Annotated in this window: 16 protein-coding genes; 5 read left to right on the top strand and 11 right to left on the bottom strand. The window is 65.8% G+C overall.

What is annotated here, in order from left to right; translation table 11 throughout:
- Positions 1–23 precede the first annotated feature (23 nt).
- A complete protein-coding gene (locus AC3WUF_RS17910) occupies positions 24–881 on the top strand; it encodes a divergent polysaccharide deacetylase family protein (protein ID WP_492428119.1) in 858 nt (285 codons plus the stop codon).
- Here the strand turns inward: AC3WUF_RS17910 and ubiB are convergent.
- The 10 genes from ubiB to dapF all read right to left on the bottom strand — a co-directional run bounded on the left by ubiB (position 859) and on the right by dapF (position 9,411).
- Positions 859–2,490 carry a ubiquinone biosynthesis regulatory protein kinase UbiB gene (gene ubiB, locus AC3WUF_RS17905; RefSeq protein WP_492428117.1) on the bottom strand — a complete coding sequence of 544 codons (1,632 nt, stop codon included), beginning with the start codon at positions 2,488–2,490 and terminating at the stop codon, positions 859–861. The genes AC3WUF_RS17910 and ubiB overlap by 23 nt on opposite strands.
- Complete coding sequence (locus tag AC3WUF_RS17900; protein ID WP_492428115.1) at positions 2,487–3,107, bottom strand: ubiquinone biosynthesis accessory factor UbiJ; 621 nt, start codon at positions 3,105–3,107, stop codon at positions 2,487–2,489. The genes ubiB and AC3WUF_RS17900 overlap by 4 nt, the downstream gene beginning before the upstream one ends.
- Complete coding sequence (gene ubiE, locus AC3WUF_RS17895) at positions 3,104–3,865, bottom strand: bifunctional demethylmenaquinone methyltransferase/2-methoxy-6-polyprenyl-1,4-benzoquinol methylase UbiE (RefSeq protein WP_492428113.1); 762 nt, start codon at positions 3,863–3,865, stop codon at positions 3,104–3,106. The genes AC3WUF_RS17900 and ubiE overlap by 4 nt, the downstream gene beginning before the upstream one ends.
- Before the next feature lie 110 nt (positions 3,866–3,975).
- Positions 3,976–4,395 (bottom strand): gamma-butyrobetaine hydroxylase family protein, encoded by a 420-nt coding sequence (locus AC3WUF_RS17890; protein ID WP_492428111.1) that lies wholly within the window; start codon positions 4,393–4,395, stop codon positions 3,976–3,978.
- Between the two features lie 2 nt (positions 4,396–4,397).
- The gene (hslU, locus tag AC3WUF_RS17885; protein ID WP_492428436.1) at positions 4,398–5,723 is read right to left on the bottom strand and encodes an ATP-dependent protease ATPase subunit HslU; all 1,326 of its coding nucleotides are present in this window, start codon (positions 5,721–5,723) and stop codon (positions 4,398–4,400) included.
- 47 nt (positions 5,724–5,770) lie between these two features.
- Positions 5,771–6,313, bottom strand: a complete 543-nt coding sequence (gene hslV, locus AC3WUF_RS17880) for an ATP-dependent protease subunit HslV (RefSeq protein ID WP_492428109.1) — start codon at positions 6,311–6,313, stop codon at positions 5,771–5,773.
- Positions 6,314–6,460: 147 nt separating this feature from the next.
- Positions 6,461–6,790 (bottom strand): hypothetical protein, encoded by a 330-nt coding sequence (locus AC3WUF_RS17875; protein WP_492428107.1) that lies wholly within the window; start codon positions 6,788–6,790, stop codon positions 6,461–6,463.
- Positions 6,791–6,914: 124 nt separating this feature from the next.
- On the bottom strand, positions 6,915–7,862 hold the full coding sequence (locus tag AC3WUF_RS17870; RefSeq protein ID WP_492428105.1) for a tyrosine recombinase XerC: 948 nt from the start codon (positions 7,860–7,862) through the stop codon (positions 6,915–6,917).
- Positions 7,862–8,578 (bottom strand): DUF484 family protein, encoded by a 717-nt coding sequence (locus AC3WUF_RS17865; RefSeq protein WP_492428103.1) that lies wholly within the window; start codon positions 8,576–8,578, stop codon positions 7,862–7,864. The genes AC3WUF_RS17870 and AC3WUF_RS17865 overlap by 1 nt, the downstream gene beginning before the upstream one ends.
- On the bottom strand, positions 8,566–9,411 hold the full coding sequence (gene dapF, locus AC3WUF_RS17860; RefSeq protein WP_492428101.1) for a diaminopimelate epimerase: 846 nt from the start codon (positions 9,409–9,411) through the stop codon (positions 8,566–8,568). The genes AC3WUF_RS17865 and dapF overlap by 13 nt, the downstream gene beginning before the upstream one ends.
- A 101-nt stretch (positions 9,412–9,512) precedes the next feature.
- Between dapF and AC3WUF_RS17855 the strand changes: the two genes are divergently transcribed.
- The 4 genes from AC3WUF_RS17855 to AC3WUF_RS17840 all read left to right on the top strand — a co-directional run bounded on the left by AC3WUF_RS17855 (position 9,513) and on the right by AC3WUF_RS17840 (position 11,937).
- Complete coding sequence (locus tag AC3WUF_RS17855) at positions 9,513–9,923, top strand: GFA family protein (protein ID WP_492428099.1); 411 nt, start codon at positions 9,513–9,515, stop codon at positions 9,921–9,923.
- Positions 9,920–10,330, top strand: coding sequence for a VOC family protein (locus AC3WUF_RS17850; protein ID WP_492428097.1), 411 nt, complete (start codon positions 9,920–9,922; stop codon positions 10,328–10,330). The genes AC3WUF_RS17855 and AC3WUF_RS17850 overlap by 4 nt, the downstream gene beginning before the upstream one ends.
- Positions 10,331–10,433: 103 nt before the next feature.
- Entirely contained in the window at positions 10,434–11,447 is a 1,014-nt protein-coding gene (locus AC3WUF_RS17845) for a ParM/StbA family protein (RefSeq protein ID WP_492428095.1), read from the top strand.
- A gap of 73 nt (positions 11,448–11,520) precedes the next feature.
- Complete coding sequence (locus tag AC3WUF_RS17840) at positions 11,521–11,937, top strand: VOC family protein (protein ID WP_492428093.1); 417 nt, start codon at positions 11,521–11,523, stop codon at positions 11,935–11,937.
- A gap of 78 nt (positions 11,938–12,015) precedes the next feature.
- Here AC3WUF_RS17840 and AC3WUF_RS17835 read toward each other — a convergent pair whose 3' ends face one another.
- Entirely contained in the window at positions 12,016–13,482 is a 1,467-nt protein-coding gene (locus tag AC3WUF_RS17835; protein WP_492428091.1) for a WS/DGAT/MGAT family O-acyltransferase, read from the bottom strand.
- Between the last annotated feature and the right edge of the window lie 88 nt (positions 13,483–13,570).

Here is a 13,570-nt window from a genome sequence, read left to right as displayed (position 1 = left end):
TCTCGGGGGGAGTGCTGGCGCTGATGATGACCACCACCGCCGCAGTCGCGGCGGAGGTGGCCACCACGGCGACCATGGTGCCGATCAGCATCGTCATCGACGATCTCGGCGATCGACTGCAGGAAGGGGAAGCCGTCGTCGCGCTACCGGCAGCCATCGCCTGCGCCTTTCTGCCGGAGTCGCCGCACACGCGACATCTGGCAACGCAGGCGCACCGCAGCGGCAAGGAAATCCTGCTGCATCTGCCGATGGAACCGGTTGGCGGCCATGGCCACCCGCTGGCGATTTCGTCGCAGCTACCGGTGGCGAGCCGCAACAGCCAGCTCCAGCGTTACCTGGCCTCGGTGCCCTATGTCAGCGGCGTCAACAACCACCAGGGCAGCCTGACCACCTCCAGCCGCGGCACGATGCATTGGCTGATGCGTGAGCTGTCGGCGCACGGCATCCGCTTCTTCGTCGACAGCATGACCAGCGGCAGCAGCGTCGCCTATCCGATGGCGCGCGCTTACGGAATTCCGGCAACGCGGCGCAAGGTTTTTCTCGACCACGAGCGCGGTGTCGAGATTTCGCGCGGGCAGTTCATGAAACTGGTGCGCATGGCGCATCAGACCGGCGGCGCGCTGGCGATCGGCCATCCGTATCCGGAAACCCTGCAGGTATTGCGCGAGATGCTGCCGAAGCTGGCTTCGCTCGGTGTCGAGCTGGTCACACCGTCGCAGCTGATCCGTCGCACCGAGCAGCGCCTGCTGATCCAGCCGGTCAGCCTGCGTCTGGCAACTTCACTGGCACCTGCGGCAATGCCCGCGGCTGCGGAACCTGCGGCGGCTCAGTCGTCGACGCCGCGGCCGCCGGCCGCGCTCAACGTTTCGACAGTGAACTGAAACCCAGCGCGACAGCACCGGCGGCGAGCGCCAGGCTCAGCACCGGCGCACCGCCCACGCTCCAACCCTTGCCGGCCACATAGACCAGCGCCGCGCAGAACGCGAGCGCTGCGGCAGCCGTCATGCGCAGCTGCCGCTGCGCATTGACTCGCATCTCCTCGCGCAGCACGGCCAGATCGCGGCGATTGACCGCACCGCCTTTTTCACCCTGCGCGGCCTGGCGCAGCAGATGCTGCGCGAGCTGCGGCAGCGCGTCTGCCATGGTCGGAAGATTCGCGCGCATGCGCTCCAGCGCCGCGGCCGGGCTCAGGCGCCGCTTCATCCAGTCTTCCATGATCGGCTTGGCGGTCTTCCACAGATCGAGATCCGGATTGAGCTGGCGCCCCAGGCCCTCGATCTGCAACAAGGTCTTCTGCAGCAACACCAGCTGCGGCTGCACCTGGTAGTTGAAGCGTCGCGCGATCTGGAACAGGCGCACGAGGAAGAAACCGAAGGAAATCTCCCGCAGCGGACGCTGGAAGATCGGCTCGCAGACCGTGCGGATCGCCGCCTCGAATTCCTCGACGCGGGTGTCTGCCGGAATCCACTCGCTCTCCACATGCAGCTCGGCAATGCGCCGGTAGTCGCGATGGAAGAAAGCGTAGAAGTTCTCGGCGAGATAGCGCTGATCGGACGGCGTCAGCTGGCCGACGATGCCGAAATCCACCGCCATGTAGCTCGGCCTCAAAGGATTGCTGGCATCCACGAAGATGTTGCCGGGATGCATGTCGGCGTGGAAGAAATTGTCGCGGAAGGTCTGCTGGAAAAAGATCTCGACGCCGCGTTCGGACAGCACTTCGAAGTCCACGCCCAGCTCGCGCAGATGTCCCAGCTCGCGGATCGAGATGCCGCGGATGCGCTCCATGACCAGCACGCGCGTGCGCGTGAAGTCCCAGTACACCAGCGGGTGATAGATCAGTTCCGAACCGAGCCAGTTGCGGCGCAGCAGCGCGCAGTTGGCACCCTCGCGCATCAGATCCAGTTCGTCGAGCAGCACCTTCTCGTACTCGGCAACGACCTCGCGCGGACGCAGGCGGCGCGCAACCGCGGAGAAGCGCTCGGCCAGCGCGGCGAGCGTGTGCAGCAGTTCGATGTCGCCCTGCATGACCGCCTCGACGCCAGGGCGCAGCACCTTGACGACGACCTCGAGCCCCGGCGTACCGTCCTCCGCCGGCAGCAGCCGCGCGGTGTGCACCTGCGCGACCGATGCGGACGCCAGCGGCACCGGATCGAATTCGCTGAACATGGCTGCGATCGGCCGTTCCAGTTCCTGCTCGATGATCGCCTGCGCGACGGCGCCGTCGAACGGCGCCACCTGATCCTGCAGCTTTGTCAGCTCCAGCGCGATGTCCGGCGGCACCAGATCAGGCCGCGTCGACAGGGCCTGGCCGAACTTGACGAACACCGGCCCGAGATCCTGCAACGCCAGGCGCAGACGCTCGCCGCGCGGGCGCGGATCACTGCCGGCTTTCTTCGGGTCTAAAAACTCGCGCAGCCCGTAACGATTGACGACGCCGCGAATCTGCCAGACGCGACGCAGACGCGACAGGCTCAGATGATTGGCACTCATGCCTGCACCTGCCGTTCCAGACGCTGCAGGCGCACTTCGAAGCGCGCCACGTCGTCACGCAGGCGGTCGACCGATTCGGCCCATTCCTCGGCGTCGACGCCACGCGCGAGATCGCGGGTTTCTTCGCGCAGGTATTCGGCGGAATCCAGGCCCAACGTGCTGACCGTGCGCTGGCCCCAGCTCAGCAGTCCGCGCAGACCTTGCGTCAGACGATGCCCGGCCGCGTCGCCGACGATCCTTGCGGCAAACTCTTCCGGATCGAAGCCGATGCGCGCGAGCAGACGATTGAAGCGCAGCAGCAGCTCGACATCGCCATCGACCTGCAATCCCTGCGGCACGCCGGTATCGCCGCCGCTCTGGGCGACGGTCCAGGCCAGCTTCATCAGATTGCTCATGCGTCCGCTGACGCGGACTTCGGCCGCGCGATCGCACTCGGGCGCAACGCGCACGCCGCCGCCGTGAAACTCGATGAAGAACGACCAGTCCGGCGCCTGCGTGCGCAGCTCGATGACGCGCGGACTCAGCTGCGCGCATTCCTTGAGCGCGCTGTCTTCCAGCGCGAGGAAACGATTCAGCGCGACCTCGACCGCGCCGCACAGCAACGCCGGTGCACTCACAGACGGAACCCGCGATGCACGGCAACGATGCCGCCGGTGAGGTTGTAGACCTGCACGCGCGACAGCCCGGCGTTCTCCATCATGCCCTTGAGCGTGGCCTGGTCCGGATGCATGCGGATCGACTCCGCGAGGTAGCGGTACGACTCCTCATCGTTCGCGACCAAGCGGCCCATCAGCGGCAGCAGCTTGAAGGAGTATTGGTCGTAGACCTTGGACAGCGGCTCGAACAGCGGCTTGGAGAATTCCAGCACCAGCAGGCGCCCACCGGGCTTGAGGCAGCGCGTCATCGAACGCAGCGCGGCGTCCTTGTCGGTGACATTGCGCAGACCGAAACCGATCGTGATGCAGTCGAACGTGCCTTCGGCGAACGGCAGCTTCTCGGCATTGGCCTGCGCGAGTGGCACGCCGATGACGCCCTTGTCGAGCAGACGGCTGCGGCCTTCGCCGAGCATTGCCGCGTTGATGTCGGACAACACCGCCAGACCGTTCGGACCGACTGCGCGGGCGAACTCGCGGGTCAGGTCGCCGGTGCCGCCAGCCACGTCGAGCACACGCTCGCCGCTGCGCACGCCGGCCAGATCGATGACGAAGCGCTTCCACAGTCGATGGATGCCCATCGACATCAGGTCGTTCATGACGTCGTAGTTGCGCGCCACCGAGGTGAACACGCCGGCCACGCGCTTCTGCTTCTCCCCGACCGGCACCTGCTGGTAGCCGAAATGGGTCGTGCCGGGTTGGTCTGGTTTCTGCTCGGACATGGGATCGCCAGCGGTTGAGACGATCATTGTAGCCCGGGTGCAACCCGAGATTTGCGCTGCTGCGAGCCCTTAATCCCCGGGTTTCACCCGGGCTACGTACGTTGCCGGGCTCAATGCGTGCCTGGAGTCCACTTCTTCGGCGCCGGCGGCAGCGCGCTGAGCTTGGTGATCGTGCTGTCGCGGGTCATGCCGTGTTCTTCGAGGCGGCTCAGATAACGCGTCCACTGGGGCTCGTACTTTTCGCCCAGTTCGCGGAACACGTCCCAGGAGTACAGGCCGGTGTCGTGGCCGTCGTCGAAGACCAGGCGTACCGCATAACGGCCCACCGGGACGATCTGCGTGATGTTGACCTCGCGCTTGCCGCCGACCAGCGTCGGCTCCAGCTGGCCATGGCCGCGCACTTCGGCACTGGGCGAGAACACCCGCAGGTACTCGCAGCTCAGTTCATAGCGAGTGCCGTCGGCCCAGCCGAGCTCAAGCAGGCGGGACTTGCGGTGCAGATGGATCGAGGTCGGTGCGGCGTGGTTCATCGTTACAGGATATAGCGGCTGAGGTCGTCGTCGCCGGCCAGCGCCGACAATTTCTTGTTGACGTACTCGGCATCGATGCTCAGCGTCGTGCCGGAACGGTCCGGCGCGTCAAAGGCAACGTCCTCCATCAGCCGCTCCATGACCGTATGCAGCCGCCGCGCGCCGATGTTCTCGGTGCGCTCGTTGACCTGCCAGGCGATCTCGGCGATGCGCTTGAGGCCGTCATCGGCAAACGAAACCTCGACCTGCTCGGTCTGCATCAGCGCGCGATACTGTTCGGTCAGCGAGTAGTTCGGTTCGCTGAGGATGCGCAGGAAGTCGTCGGCCTTCAACGCGTCGAGTTCGACGCGGATCGGCAGGCGACCCTGCAGCTCCGGGATCAGGTCGGACGGCTTGGCCAGATGGAAGGCGCCGGACGCAATGAACAGCACATGATCTGTCTTGACCGTGCCGTACTTGGTGCTGACCGTACAGCCTTCGATCAGCGGCAGCAGGTCGCGCTGAACGCCTTCGCGCGAGACATCCGCGCCGGCGTATTCGCCGCGCTTGCAGACCTTGTCGAGCTCATCGATGAAGACGATGCCGTTTTCCTCGGCATTGCGCAGCGCTTCGGTGCGGATCGCATCCTCGTCGACCAGCTTGGCGGCTTCCTCGTCGGTCAGCTGGTTCAGCGCATCGCGAATCTTGAGCTTGCGGGTCTTGGCCTGACCCTGCCCCATGTTGGCGAACATGCTCTGCAGCTGCTGGGTCATTTCTTCCATGCCCGGCGGCCCCATCAGCTCCATCTTGGCGTTCGGCTGCGCCAGCTTGAGCTCGATTTCCTTGTCGTCGAGCTTGCCCTCGCGCAGCTGCTTGCGGAACACCTGCCGCGCGGCGCCGGTCTCGCTCTGACGCTGGGTGCTGGCTTCGCCGAAATCCTTCGGCGGCGGCAACAGCACATCGAGCACGCGCTCCTCGGCGGCCAGTTCGGCGCGGCTGCGCACCGTGCGCGTCGCCTGCTCGCGGGTGAGCTTGACCGAGACCTCGATCAGGTCGCGGATGATGGTGTCGACGTCCTTGCCGACATAGCCGACCTCGGTGAACTTGGTCGCTTCGACCTTGACGAACGGCGCGTTGGCAAGCTTCGCCAGACGTCGCGCGATCTCGGTCTTGCCGACGCCGGTCGGGCCGATCATCAGGATGTTCTTCGGATGGATCTCGGTGCGGATCTGGCCGTCGATCTGCATGCGGCGCCAGCGATTGCGCAGCGCGATCGCGACCGCGCGCTTGGCGGCGGCCTGACCGACGATGTGGCGATCGAGCTCGCCGACGATTTCACGCGGCGTCATCGTGACCTTGGACTGCTCGGCATTGCTTGGGCTTGCGGTGCTCATGCTCAGAATTCGATCGTTTCCAGCGTCAGGCTGTGATTGGTGTAGATGCAGATGTCGGCGGCGATGTGCAGCGACTTCTCGGCAATCGTCCGCGCGTCCATGTCGGTGTTCTCGACCAGCGCGCGAGCCGCGGCCTGCGCGAACGAGCCGCCGGAGCCGATCGCCAGCACGCCGTGCGCCTCGGGCTCCATGACATCGCCATTGCCGGTGACCATCAACGACGCTTCGCGGTCGGCGACCAGCAGCAATGCCTCGAGCCGGCGCAGATAGCGATCGGTGCGCCAGTCCTTGGCCATTTCGACCGCGGCGCGCACCAGCTGACCGCCATGCTTTTCGAGCTTGCCTTCAAACCGCTCGAACAGCGTAAACGCATCCGCCGTGCCGCCGGCAAAGCCGGCGATGACCTTGTCGTTGTAGAGCCGGCGCACCTTGCGCGCGTTGCCCTTGATGCGGGTCTTGTCGAGGGAGACCTGGCCGTCGCCGCACATCGCGACCTGATTGCCGCGCCGCACGCACAGGATTGTCGTGCCGTCGAATTGCTTCATGGGGTGCCTTTTCCTTGCTGAGGAGGGCGGCGCCTGGGCACCGCTACTGCTGTCTCAGGTGGGGCCTTGGGCGCGCCAATTCAAGCCGATCGGCCACAAAAAAGGACGCCCGAGGCGCCCTTTTCCGGACCCGCCAGGCAGCGGGATTTACGGGGTGCCGGTCTCGGCCGGTGCCGGGGCCGCCGGGCTGGCGCAATGCGCCTTGGGCTCGGCATTGCAGTCGCAGATCGGGGTCTGGCCGTCGGTGCACTGGATCGTCGCGACGACGCCGTCGCCGCAGTCCTGGGTGCAGATCTCGGGAATGGCCGCGCTGTCGGCGGCCGCTTCGACCGACGAGGGCACCGGCGCCGCGGTCGGTGCGGCCATGTCGGAAGGCACGCTGGTGCTGGAGTCTTCCGGAGCGGGCCGGTTGCAGGCCGTCAGCCCCAGGCTCAGCACCAAAACCGCGGCCAGGGCCGGCTTGATTGCGGCGGCCATCAAACGATTCGTCAAAACACACTCCGGGGAAAACACTGTAGCGCCCGCCCGTTTCGGGCGGCGGTCGCGATATTACTGGTTGCTCAACATAAATGCGCTAGTAAGTTTCTTGCACAACGCAAGCTCAGCCCTCTTCCCGCCGCTTGGCCCGCGGATGCGCCTCGTCATAAACCGCGGCCAGTCGCTTCCAGTCGAGATGGGTGTAGATCTGCGTCGTCGACAGATGGGCATGGCCCAGCAATTCCTGTACCGCGCGCAGATCGCCGCTGGACTCCAGCACGTGGGTCGCGAACGAATGGCGCAGCCGGTGCGGATGCAGATGCACGCCCAGGCCGACGCGCTGCGCCCATTCCTTGAGCCGGCTGCCGATCGTCCCGCGCGACAGGCGGCCGCCGCGGGTCGAAACGAACAGCGCCGGCTCGTCAGCCGCAGCGTAGTCGCCGCGCTGCGCCAGCCAGCGGTCCAGTGCGGCCCGCGCCGGGGCGCCGATCATGACGATGCGCTGCTTGCGGCCCTTGCCGGTGATCGTGATCTCGCTCTGCCCGCCGCTGACATCGGCGGCATCGAGGCCCTGCAGTTCGGCAAGTCGCAGGCCGGTCGAGTAGAACAGCTCGACCATGCACTGGTCGCGCGACATCAGGCCGTCTTCCGGCGGCTGGTTCAGCGCCGCATTGAGCACGTCGGCGCCGATGACGCCCGGCAGCTTGCGCCGCAGCTTGGGCGCCCGCACGGTCTGCGCCGGATTGGCGACGACCCGGTCCTCGCGCAGCTGGTGCTTGAAGAATCCGCGCAAGGTCGACAGGTAGCGCTGCAGGCTGGCCGGCTGACTGCCGGCGCGGTTCCGCGAGGCGACGAAGCCGCGCACCGTATGCAGATCGATCTGGTTCAGCGCGCTGATGCGGGCTTGCGCGCAATAGCGGCCAAACGTGCCCAGATCGCGCCGCGTGGCGTCGCAGGTATTCGGCGAGTAACGCTTGTGATGGCGCAGCAGCTCGACGTACTCGTCGATCAGCGGCGGCAGGAAGGCCGGCGGTTCCGGCTCCGCTGCGGCCGCTGCCGGGGCCTTCCTCATCAGATGCGGGCGCGTACCGCGGCCGCGACCATATCCGCCGTCAGCTCGAGGAACAGCTTGCCCTGCCGGGGCTGGAAACGCTCCGCGTCGCTGCTGCCCAGCGCCAGCATGCCGAGGCTGCGCTCCTTCTCCAGCGGCACGATCGCCACCGACAGCACCGGCTTTTCCTGCTTGGGAAACAGCAGCAGCGTCTTGTCTTCAGCCATCGGCCCGCACTCGATCAGGCGGGTGCGGAAGAAGTTCTCGAAGCCACGGGCAATCTTGCCGTCCGGCTCGACTGAAACGACCCCCGGGATGTCGTGGCGCTTGAACTGCGCCGCCGAGACGCCGATGAAGACTTCCTCGATGCCGAAATCCTCGCGCATGCATTTGGCGAGGCCGGCCGCCACCGCCGCCAGCGACGGCGCGCGGATCAGCGTACGCGCCAGCTTGAGGACGTTCTCGGCACGGTGTTCGTTCTCGCGGGCGGTCTCGATCAGCCGCTCGAGCCGGCTTTCCAGGCGCTGGTTCTTGGCCCGCAGCAGGTCGACCTGCTTTTCGATCAGCGAGACCGCCGAACCGGCCTTGTGGCGCAGTTCGATCGCATCGAGCAGCTCCGGGTGGCGGGTCAGAAAATCCGGCGAATGGCGCAGATAGGCCACGACCTCGCGCTCATTGAGCTTGGGCGCCGGCAATTCATCCTTCGCGTCATCCTTGGTCGCGGTCAGTTCGGCCACTCGATTTCCCCAGTAAATACACTAACCGCAGGCCCGGTCATCAATACCGGCGCACCCGCCCCCTGCCACTCGATGCTCAGCATCCCGCCGCGCATCTCGATGTCCACCCGCTGGCCGAACAGTCCCTGCAGCTGGCCGACAACGGCCGCCGCGCACGCGCCGCTGCCGCAGGCCAGGGTCTCGCCGACCCCGCGCTCGTAAACGCGCAGCCGCGCGCGATCCGCGGCGAGCACCTGCAGGAAGCCGACATTGACGCTCTGCGGAAACGCCGGATGCGCCTGCAGCGCCCGGCCGAGGCGCTCGACCGGCGCGGTGTCGACATCGTCGACCCGCAGCACGGCATGCGGATTGCCCATGTTGGCGACGCCGAACTCGACGGTTTCGCCGCCTTCCAGCGTCAGCGCATAAGCCGTGGCGGTGCCCGCCTGCGCAGGCATAAACGGGATTTCCGCCGCGGCCAGCCGCGGCGCGCCCATGTTGACGGTGTAACGCTCGCCGCCGACATGGCGCAGCTCGAGCACCGAGGTCGAGGTGCGCACGCGGATGCTGTCCTTGTCCGACAGGCCGTTCTCGCGCACGTAACGCGCCAGCGCCCGCGAACCGTTGCCGCACTGGCCGGATTCCGAGCCGTCGGCATTGAAGATGCGGTAGTTGAAATCGACATCCGGCGCCGAGGCCGGCTCGATCACCAGGACCTGGTCGCAACCGACGCCAAACCGGCGGTCGGCCAGCCGCCCGAGCAGTGCCGGCGTCGGCCGGAACGGCTCGCGGGTGGCATCGATGACGACGAAATCATTGCCGGCGCCGTGCATCTTGGTGAATCGCAGAGTCATGCCGGAATTGTAATCGCATCGCTTGCGCCAAATGGCCCGGAACCGCACGATAGATGCACGATTTTGCGGGAAATCCCGCAAACGGCGGGGGTCAGCACGAGATGGACGGCGTCACCCAAAAGATTCGCCACACCGGCGGCTGTCACTGCGGCCGGGTCCGCTTCGAGGTCCAGGCGCCGGCTCGGCTGCGGGTCCAGCGCTGCAACTGCTCGATGTGCCAGCTGACCGGCTTTGAACACCTGATCGTCCCGGCAGCGGATTTCCAGCTGATCCAGGGCGCCGAAAGCCTCAGCGACTACCGCTTCAACACCGGCGTCGCCCGCCACCTGTTCTGCTCGGTCTGCGGCATCAAGTCCTACTACGTGCCGCGCTCGAACCCGGACGGTTTCTCGGTCAACCTGCGCTGCCTCGACCGCTCGACGGTCGTCGGCGTCGAGTACGAGGATTTCGACGGCCAGAACTGGGAACAGCATGGCGCCGCCCTGGCCCATCTGTCGCAGGCTTCGGTATGAGTGCCTGGTATCCGGTCATCACGACAAGCGCGCTGAACGATTGCGAGCGTTTTTATGTCGCCGCCTTCGATGCCAAGGTCATGTTCCGCAATCCCTGGTACCTGCATCTGGGCTTCATGCAGCACGAGCTGGGCTTCATCCAGCACAACCCGGATGGCCAGCTGCCGGTATTCCCGCACACGACGCAGACCCGCGGCCTGAGCCTCGTGGTCGAGGTCGATGACGTCAACGCCTGGCATGCCGAACTGCAGCGGCGCAATATTCCGCCACTCGGGCCGATCCGCCCGTACAACCAGGGCGAGCCGTCGCTGACGCTGGTCGATCCGGCCGGCACCGTGCTCAATCTGGTCGAGCGCCGCAACGTCCAGCAGCTCGATCCGGCCGCCACGCTGGATGGCTTCTTCTAGCCGCGCGCTTTGTTTTTTGCGGGCGCATGCTGGAAACTTGCGCCGACTCAGGCCAAGTCGGCACTGACGCAGGCAATCACTGGCACTCAGAGGGGAGACCACCGTGAAGGTGCTCGGCACGGATATCGGCTTCGGTTACACCAAGGCCACGGATGGCAAGCAGTTTCAGGTCTTCAAGTCGGTCGTCGGCGAAGCCAACGAAGCGCAGTTCGGCGAAAGCCTGCTGCCGGGCGTGCCGCAGTTCCCGCGCCACATCAGCATCGGCAACCAGTCCTACTTCGTCGGTGAACTCGCCGAGCAGCAGTCGCGCGGCCGCGGATTCACGCTGGACCAAAGCCAGTTCATGACGCAGTACGCCAAGACGCTCGCGCTTGCCGCGCTGACGCCCTTCGTCGAAAGCGGCGATCCGGTGCGTCTGGTCACCGGCCTGCCGGTCAATTTCTTCCGCAAGTACAAGGACCCACTGGCGACATTGCTGCAGGGCCGCCACACGATCACCGTCGTCAAGCCGGGCACCGTCGAGCGCGAGGAGAAAGTCATCAACATCGACCGCGTGCGCGTCATCCCGCAGCCGTTCGGTTCGATGTTCAACCTGATGCTCAACGACATCGGCAAGCCGGCGAGCCAGCGCTTCATCAGCGAGAAGATCGGCATCATCGACGTCGGCTTCCGCACCGCCGACTACACGATCAGCGACAAGACGCGCTATTCGGAACGCGGCAGCCAGTCCTCGGATTCCGGCATCGCGGTCGCCTATAACGCGATCGCCAACCTGCTGCAGGAAAAGAGCGGCGTCGCCATCGAGCTGTATCGCCTCTATGAAGGCGTATCCAAGGGCACGATCAAGATCAAGGGCAAGCGCTACGACCTGACCGGCTTCGTCCAGCAGGCCTTCCAGCAGCTCGCGACGCGCGTCGCCCAGGAAGTGAACCGCCTGTGGGCCGACGACTGGGATCTCGACGCCATCGTCATCAGCGGTGGCGGCGGCGCGGCGCTGGCGCCGTTCCTCATCCCGCTGCTCGAAGGCGAAGTGCTGCCGATGCCGGCCGATGTCGACGCGCGCCTGAACAACGTCCAGGGCTACTGGAAGTACGGCCTGCATCTCTGGGGCTCCTGAAACCCAGAGGATCAGGCTGCAGACAGCTTGCAGCGGGAAACTTCATGCCTTCCGCTTCGAGGATGCAGAAGCCATGAAACCACGCATCACCCTGATCACCCTCGCCGTCGACGATCTCGAACGCGCGTTGCGGTTTTACCGCGATGGACTGGGCCTGCCGACGCCTGGCATCGTCGGCACCGAATTCGAGCACGGCGCGGTCGTTTTCATCGAACTGAGCGGTGGATTGAAGCTCGCCCTGTGGCCGCGCGCGAGTCTGGCGCATGACAGCGGCGTGAAAATTCCCACCGCGGGCGCGATCTCGCTGGCCCACAACGTGCGCTCACGCGCCGAAGTCGATGAAGTCATGGCGCAGGCCCGCGCGGCCGGTGCGCGCATCGCCAAGCCGGCCGCTGAAACCTTCTACGGCGGCTATGCCGGCTACTTCCAGGATCCCGACCAGCACCTCTGGGAAGTGGCCTGGAATCCCGCGATCCTGCCGGCGGATTGAACAAGCCGTAGCCCGGATGCAATCCGGGGCTTTTGGCTCGGGGGCGCGCAGATCCCGGATTGCATCCGGGCTACGAAACTATGCGCGCTTGCGCTTGCCGGCTGCTTTCTTCGCTGCCTTCTTTGCCGGCACCGCTGCCGGCACGCGCGGCTTGGCGATGCCGAGCAGCTCTTCGAGTTCTTCCAGCGCCTCGCCGGTGTGTACCGCCATGCGCTGCACGCTGGGCAGCGCGTCGCGGCAACCGGTGAAGCCGATATTGAACTGGCCGGCGTAGCTGACCGAGGTGATGTTGAGCGCCTGACCGTGCATCAGCAACGACACCGGATAGATCTGCTCCATGCGCGCGCCATTGAAGTACAGCGTGCGGTCCGGCCCCGGCACATTGGAGATCGTCACGTTGAACATCGGCTTGAGCCTGCCGCCGAGTCCGGCGATCAGCTGCAGGATGAACGGCGCCATGTAGATCATCGTGTAGCTGTCGATGCCGGCCTTGGGCAGCGCCTGCAGATGTTCCTTGGCGATCTGCGTCGACTCGCGGATCGCACGCAGGCGCTGCAGCGGATCGCCGAGGTGCGTATTGAGGTTGGCGATGATGAAGCTGATTGCGTTGCCGGCATTCTGATCGTCGGCCGGGCGCACCGAGACCGGCACGCCGGCGGTCAGCGGCTTGTCCGGCAGCGCGTTGATCTCGACCAGGTAGCGGCGCAGCGCCGAAGCGCAGAGTCCGAGAAACACATCGTTGATGCTGACATCGGCGGCCTTCGCCACCGCACGCACGCGCTCGAGGCTGTAGTGCTGCGTCGCAAAGCGACGCTGCGCCGAGACCTTGGCGTTGAGCGCCGAACGCGGGCCACTGAACGGCATGCCTTCCGCCGGATCGGTCGAGCGCACCGAGTTGCGCAGGACATGCCCCAGGGCCTTGGCCACCGTCGGCGCAATCTCGAACTGCGCACGCGCCGCTTCGGCCAGCACCTGCATTTGCTCCCTGGGCGTCTTGGCTCCCTTGCCGCTGCCCAGGCGCCCGGCACCCGAACCCACGGCCCACGGCGGCGACAGCGACATGCTCTTGGGATCGGCCGACAGCATGCGTTGCAGCATGCGCATGCCGCCGACGCCATCGACCAGCGAGTGATGCATCTTCAAGTACAGCGCGAAGCGGTTGTGTTCCAGGCCTTCGATGACATGCATCTCCCACAGCGGCCGGTTGAAATCCAGCGGGTGCGAATGCAGGCGCGACACCAGGATGCCCAGCTCGCGTTCGCCGCCGGGCGCCGGCAGCGCGGAGTGGCGCAGGTGGTAATCGAGATCGATCTTGTAGTCCTCGACCCAGGCCGGCACGAAGGCTTTGGCCTTGGGCGAGTGCAGCTTCAGGTTGAACGGCGAAGCGAAGGTCTGCACCGAGCGCATCTGCGCAACGAGCGAACGCAGGAAGCCTTCCGGCGCGTCATCCGGGATCGAGAAAATGGCCATGCATGCGACCTGCATCGGCGTGTCGACCGTATCGACATACAGCCAGGCGGCATCCATCGGTTTCAGGCGCTTCATGGTTTTCCTCAATCGCAATTTATAAGTTCTTGTTTGGGCAGCATGAAACCACAGGCGGCCCCTTCTGCCAATGCGATGAGGGCGGAAA

The organism is Fontimonas sp. FW305-C-3, from assembly GCF_058783185.1.
Note: the sequence above shows the minus strand (reverse complement) of the source record. Positions and strands in the feature narration are given on the sequence as shown.

Excerpts from the sequence above, each read along its gene's own strand:
- AC3WUF_RS17855 (WP_492428099.1), top strand. The coding sequence starts at position 9,513 with ATGGACGGCGTCACCCAAAAGATTCGCCACACCGGCGGCTGTCACTGC.
- AC3WUF_RS17870 (WP_492428105.1), bottom strand. The coding sequence starts at position 7,862 with ATGAGGAAGGCCCCGGCAGCGGCCGCAGCGGAGCCGGAACCGCCGGCC.
- ubiE (WP_492428113.1), bottom strand. The coding sequence starts at position 3,865 with ATGTCCGAGCAGAAACCAGACCAACCCGGCACGACCCATTTCGGCTAC.
- AC3WUF_RS17875 (WP_492428107.1), bottom strand. The coding sequence starts at position 6,790 with ATGGCCGCCGCAATCAAGCCGGCCCTGGCCGCGGTTTTGGTGCTGAGC.
- AC3WUF_RS17840 (WP_492428093.1), top strand. The coding sequence starts at position 11,521 with ATGAAACCACGCATCACCCTGATCACCCTCGCCGTCGACGATCTCGAA.
- AC3WUF_RS17890 (WP_492428111.1), bottom strand. The coding sequence starts at position 4,395 with ATGAACCACGCCGCACCGACCTCGATCCATCTGCACCGCAAGTCCCGC.
- AC3WUF_RS17910 (WP_492428119.1), top strand. The coding sequence starts at position 24 with ATGATGACCACCACCGCCGCAGTCGCGGCGGAGGTGGCCACCACGGCG.
- hslV (WP_492428109.1), bottom strand. The coding sequence starts at position 6,313 with ATGAAGCAATTCGACGGCACGACAATCCTGTGCGTGCGGCGCGGCAAT.
- dapF (WP_492428101.1), bottom strand. The coding sequence starts at position 9,411 with ATGACTCTGCGATTCACCAAGATGCACGGCGCCGGCAATGATTTCGTC.
- AC3WUF_RS17850 (WP_492428097.1), top strand. The coding sequence starts at position 9,920 with ATGAGTGCCTGGTATCCGGTCATCACGACAAGCGCGCTGAACGATTGC.
- hslU (WP_492428436.1), bottom strand. The coding sequence starts at position 5,723 with ATGACGCCGCGTGAAATCGTCGGCGAGCTCGATCGCCACATCGTCGGT.
- ubiB (WP_492428117.1), bottom strand. The coding sequence starts at position 2,490 with ATGAGTGCCAATCATCTGAGCCTGTCGCGTCTGCGTCGCGTCTGGCAG.
- AC3WUF_RS17835 (WP_492428091.1), bottom strand. The coding sequence starts at position 13,482 with ATGAAGCGCCTGAAACCGATGGATGCCGCCTGGCTGTATGTCGATACG.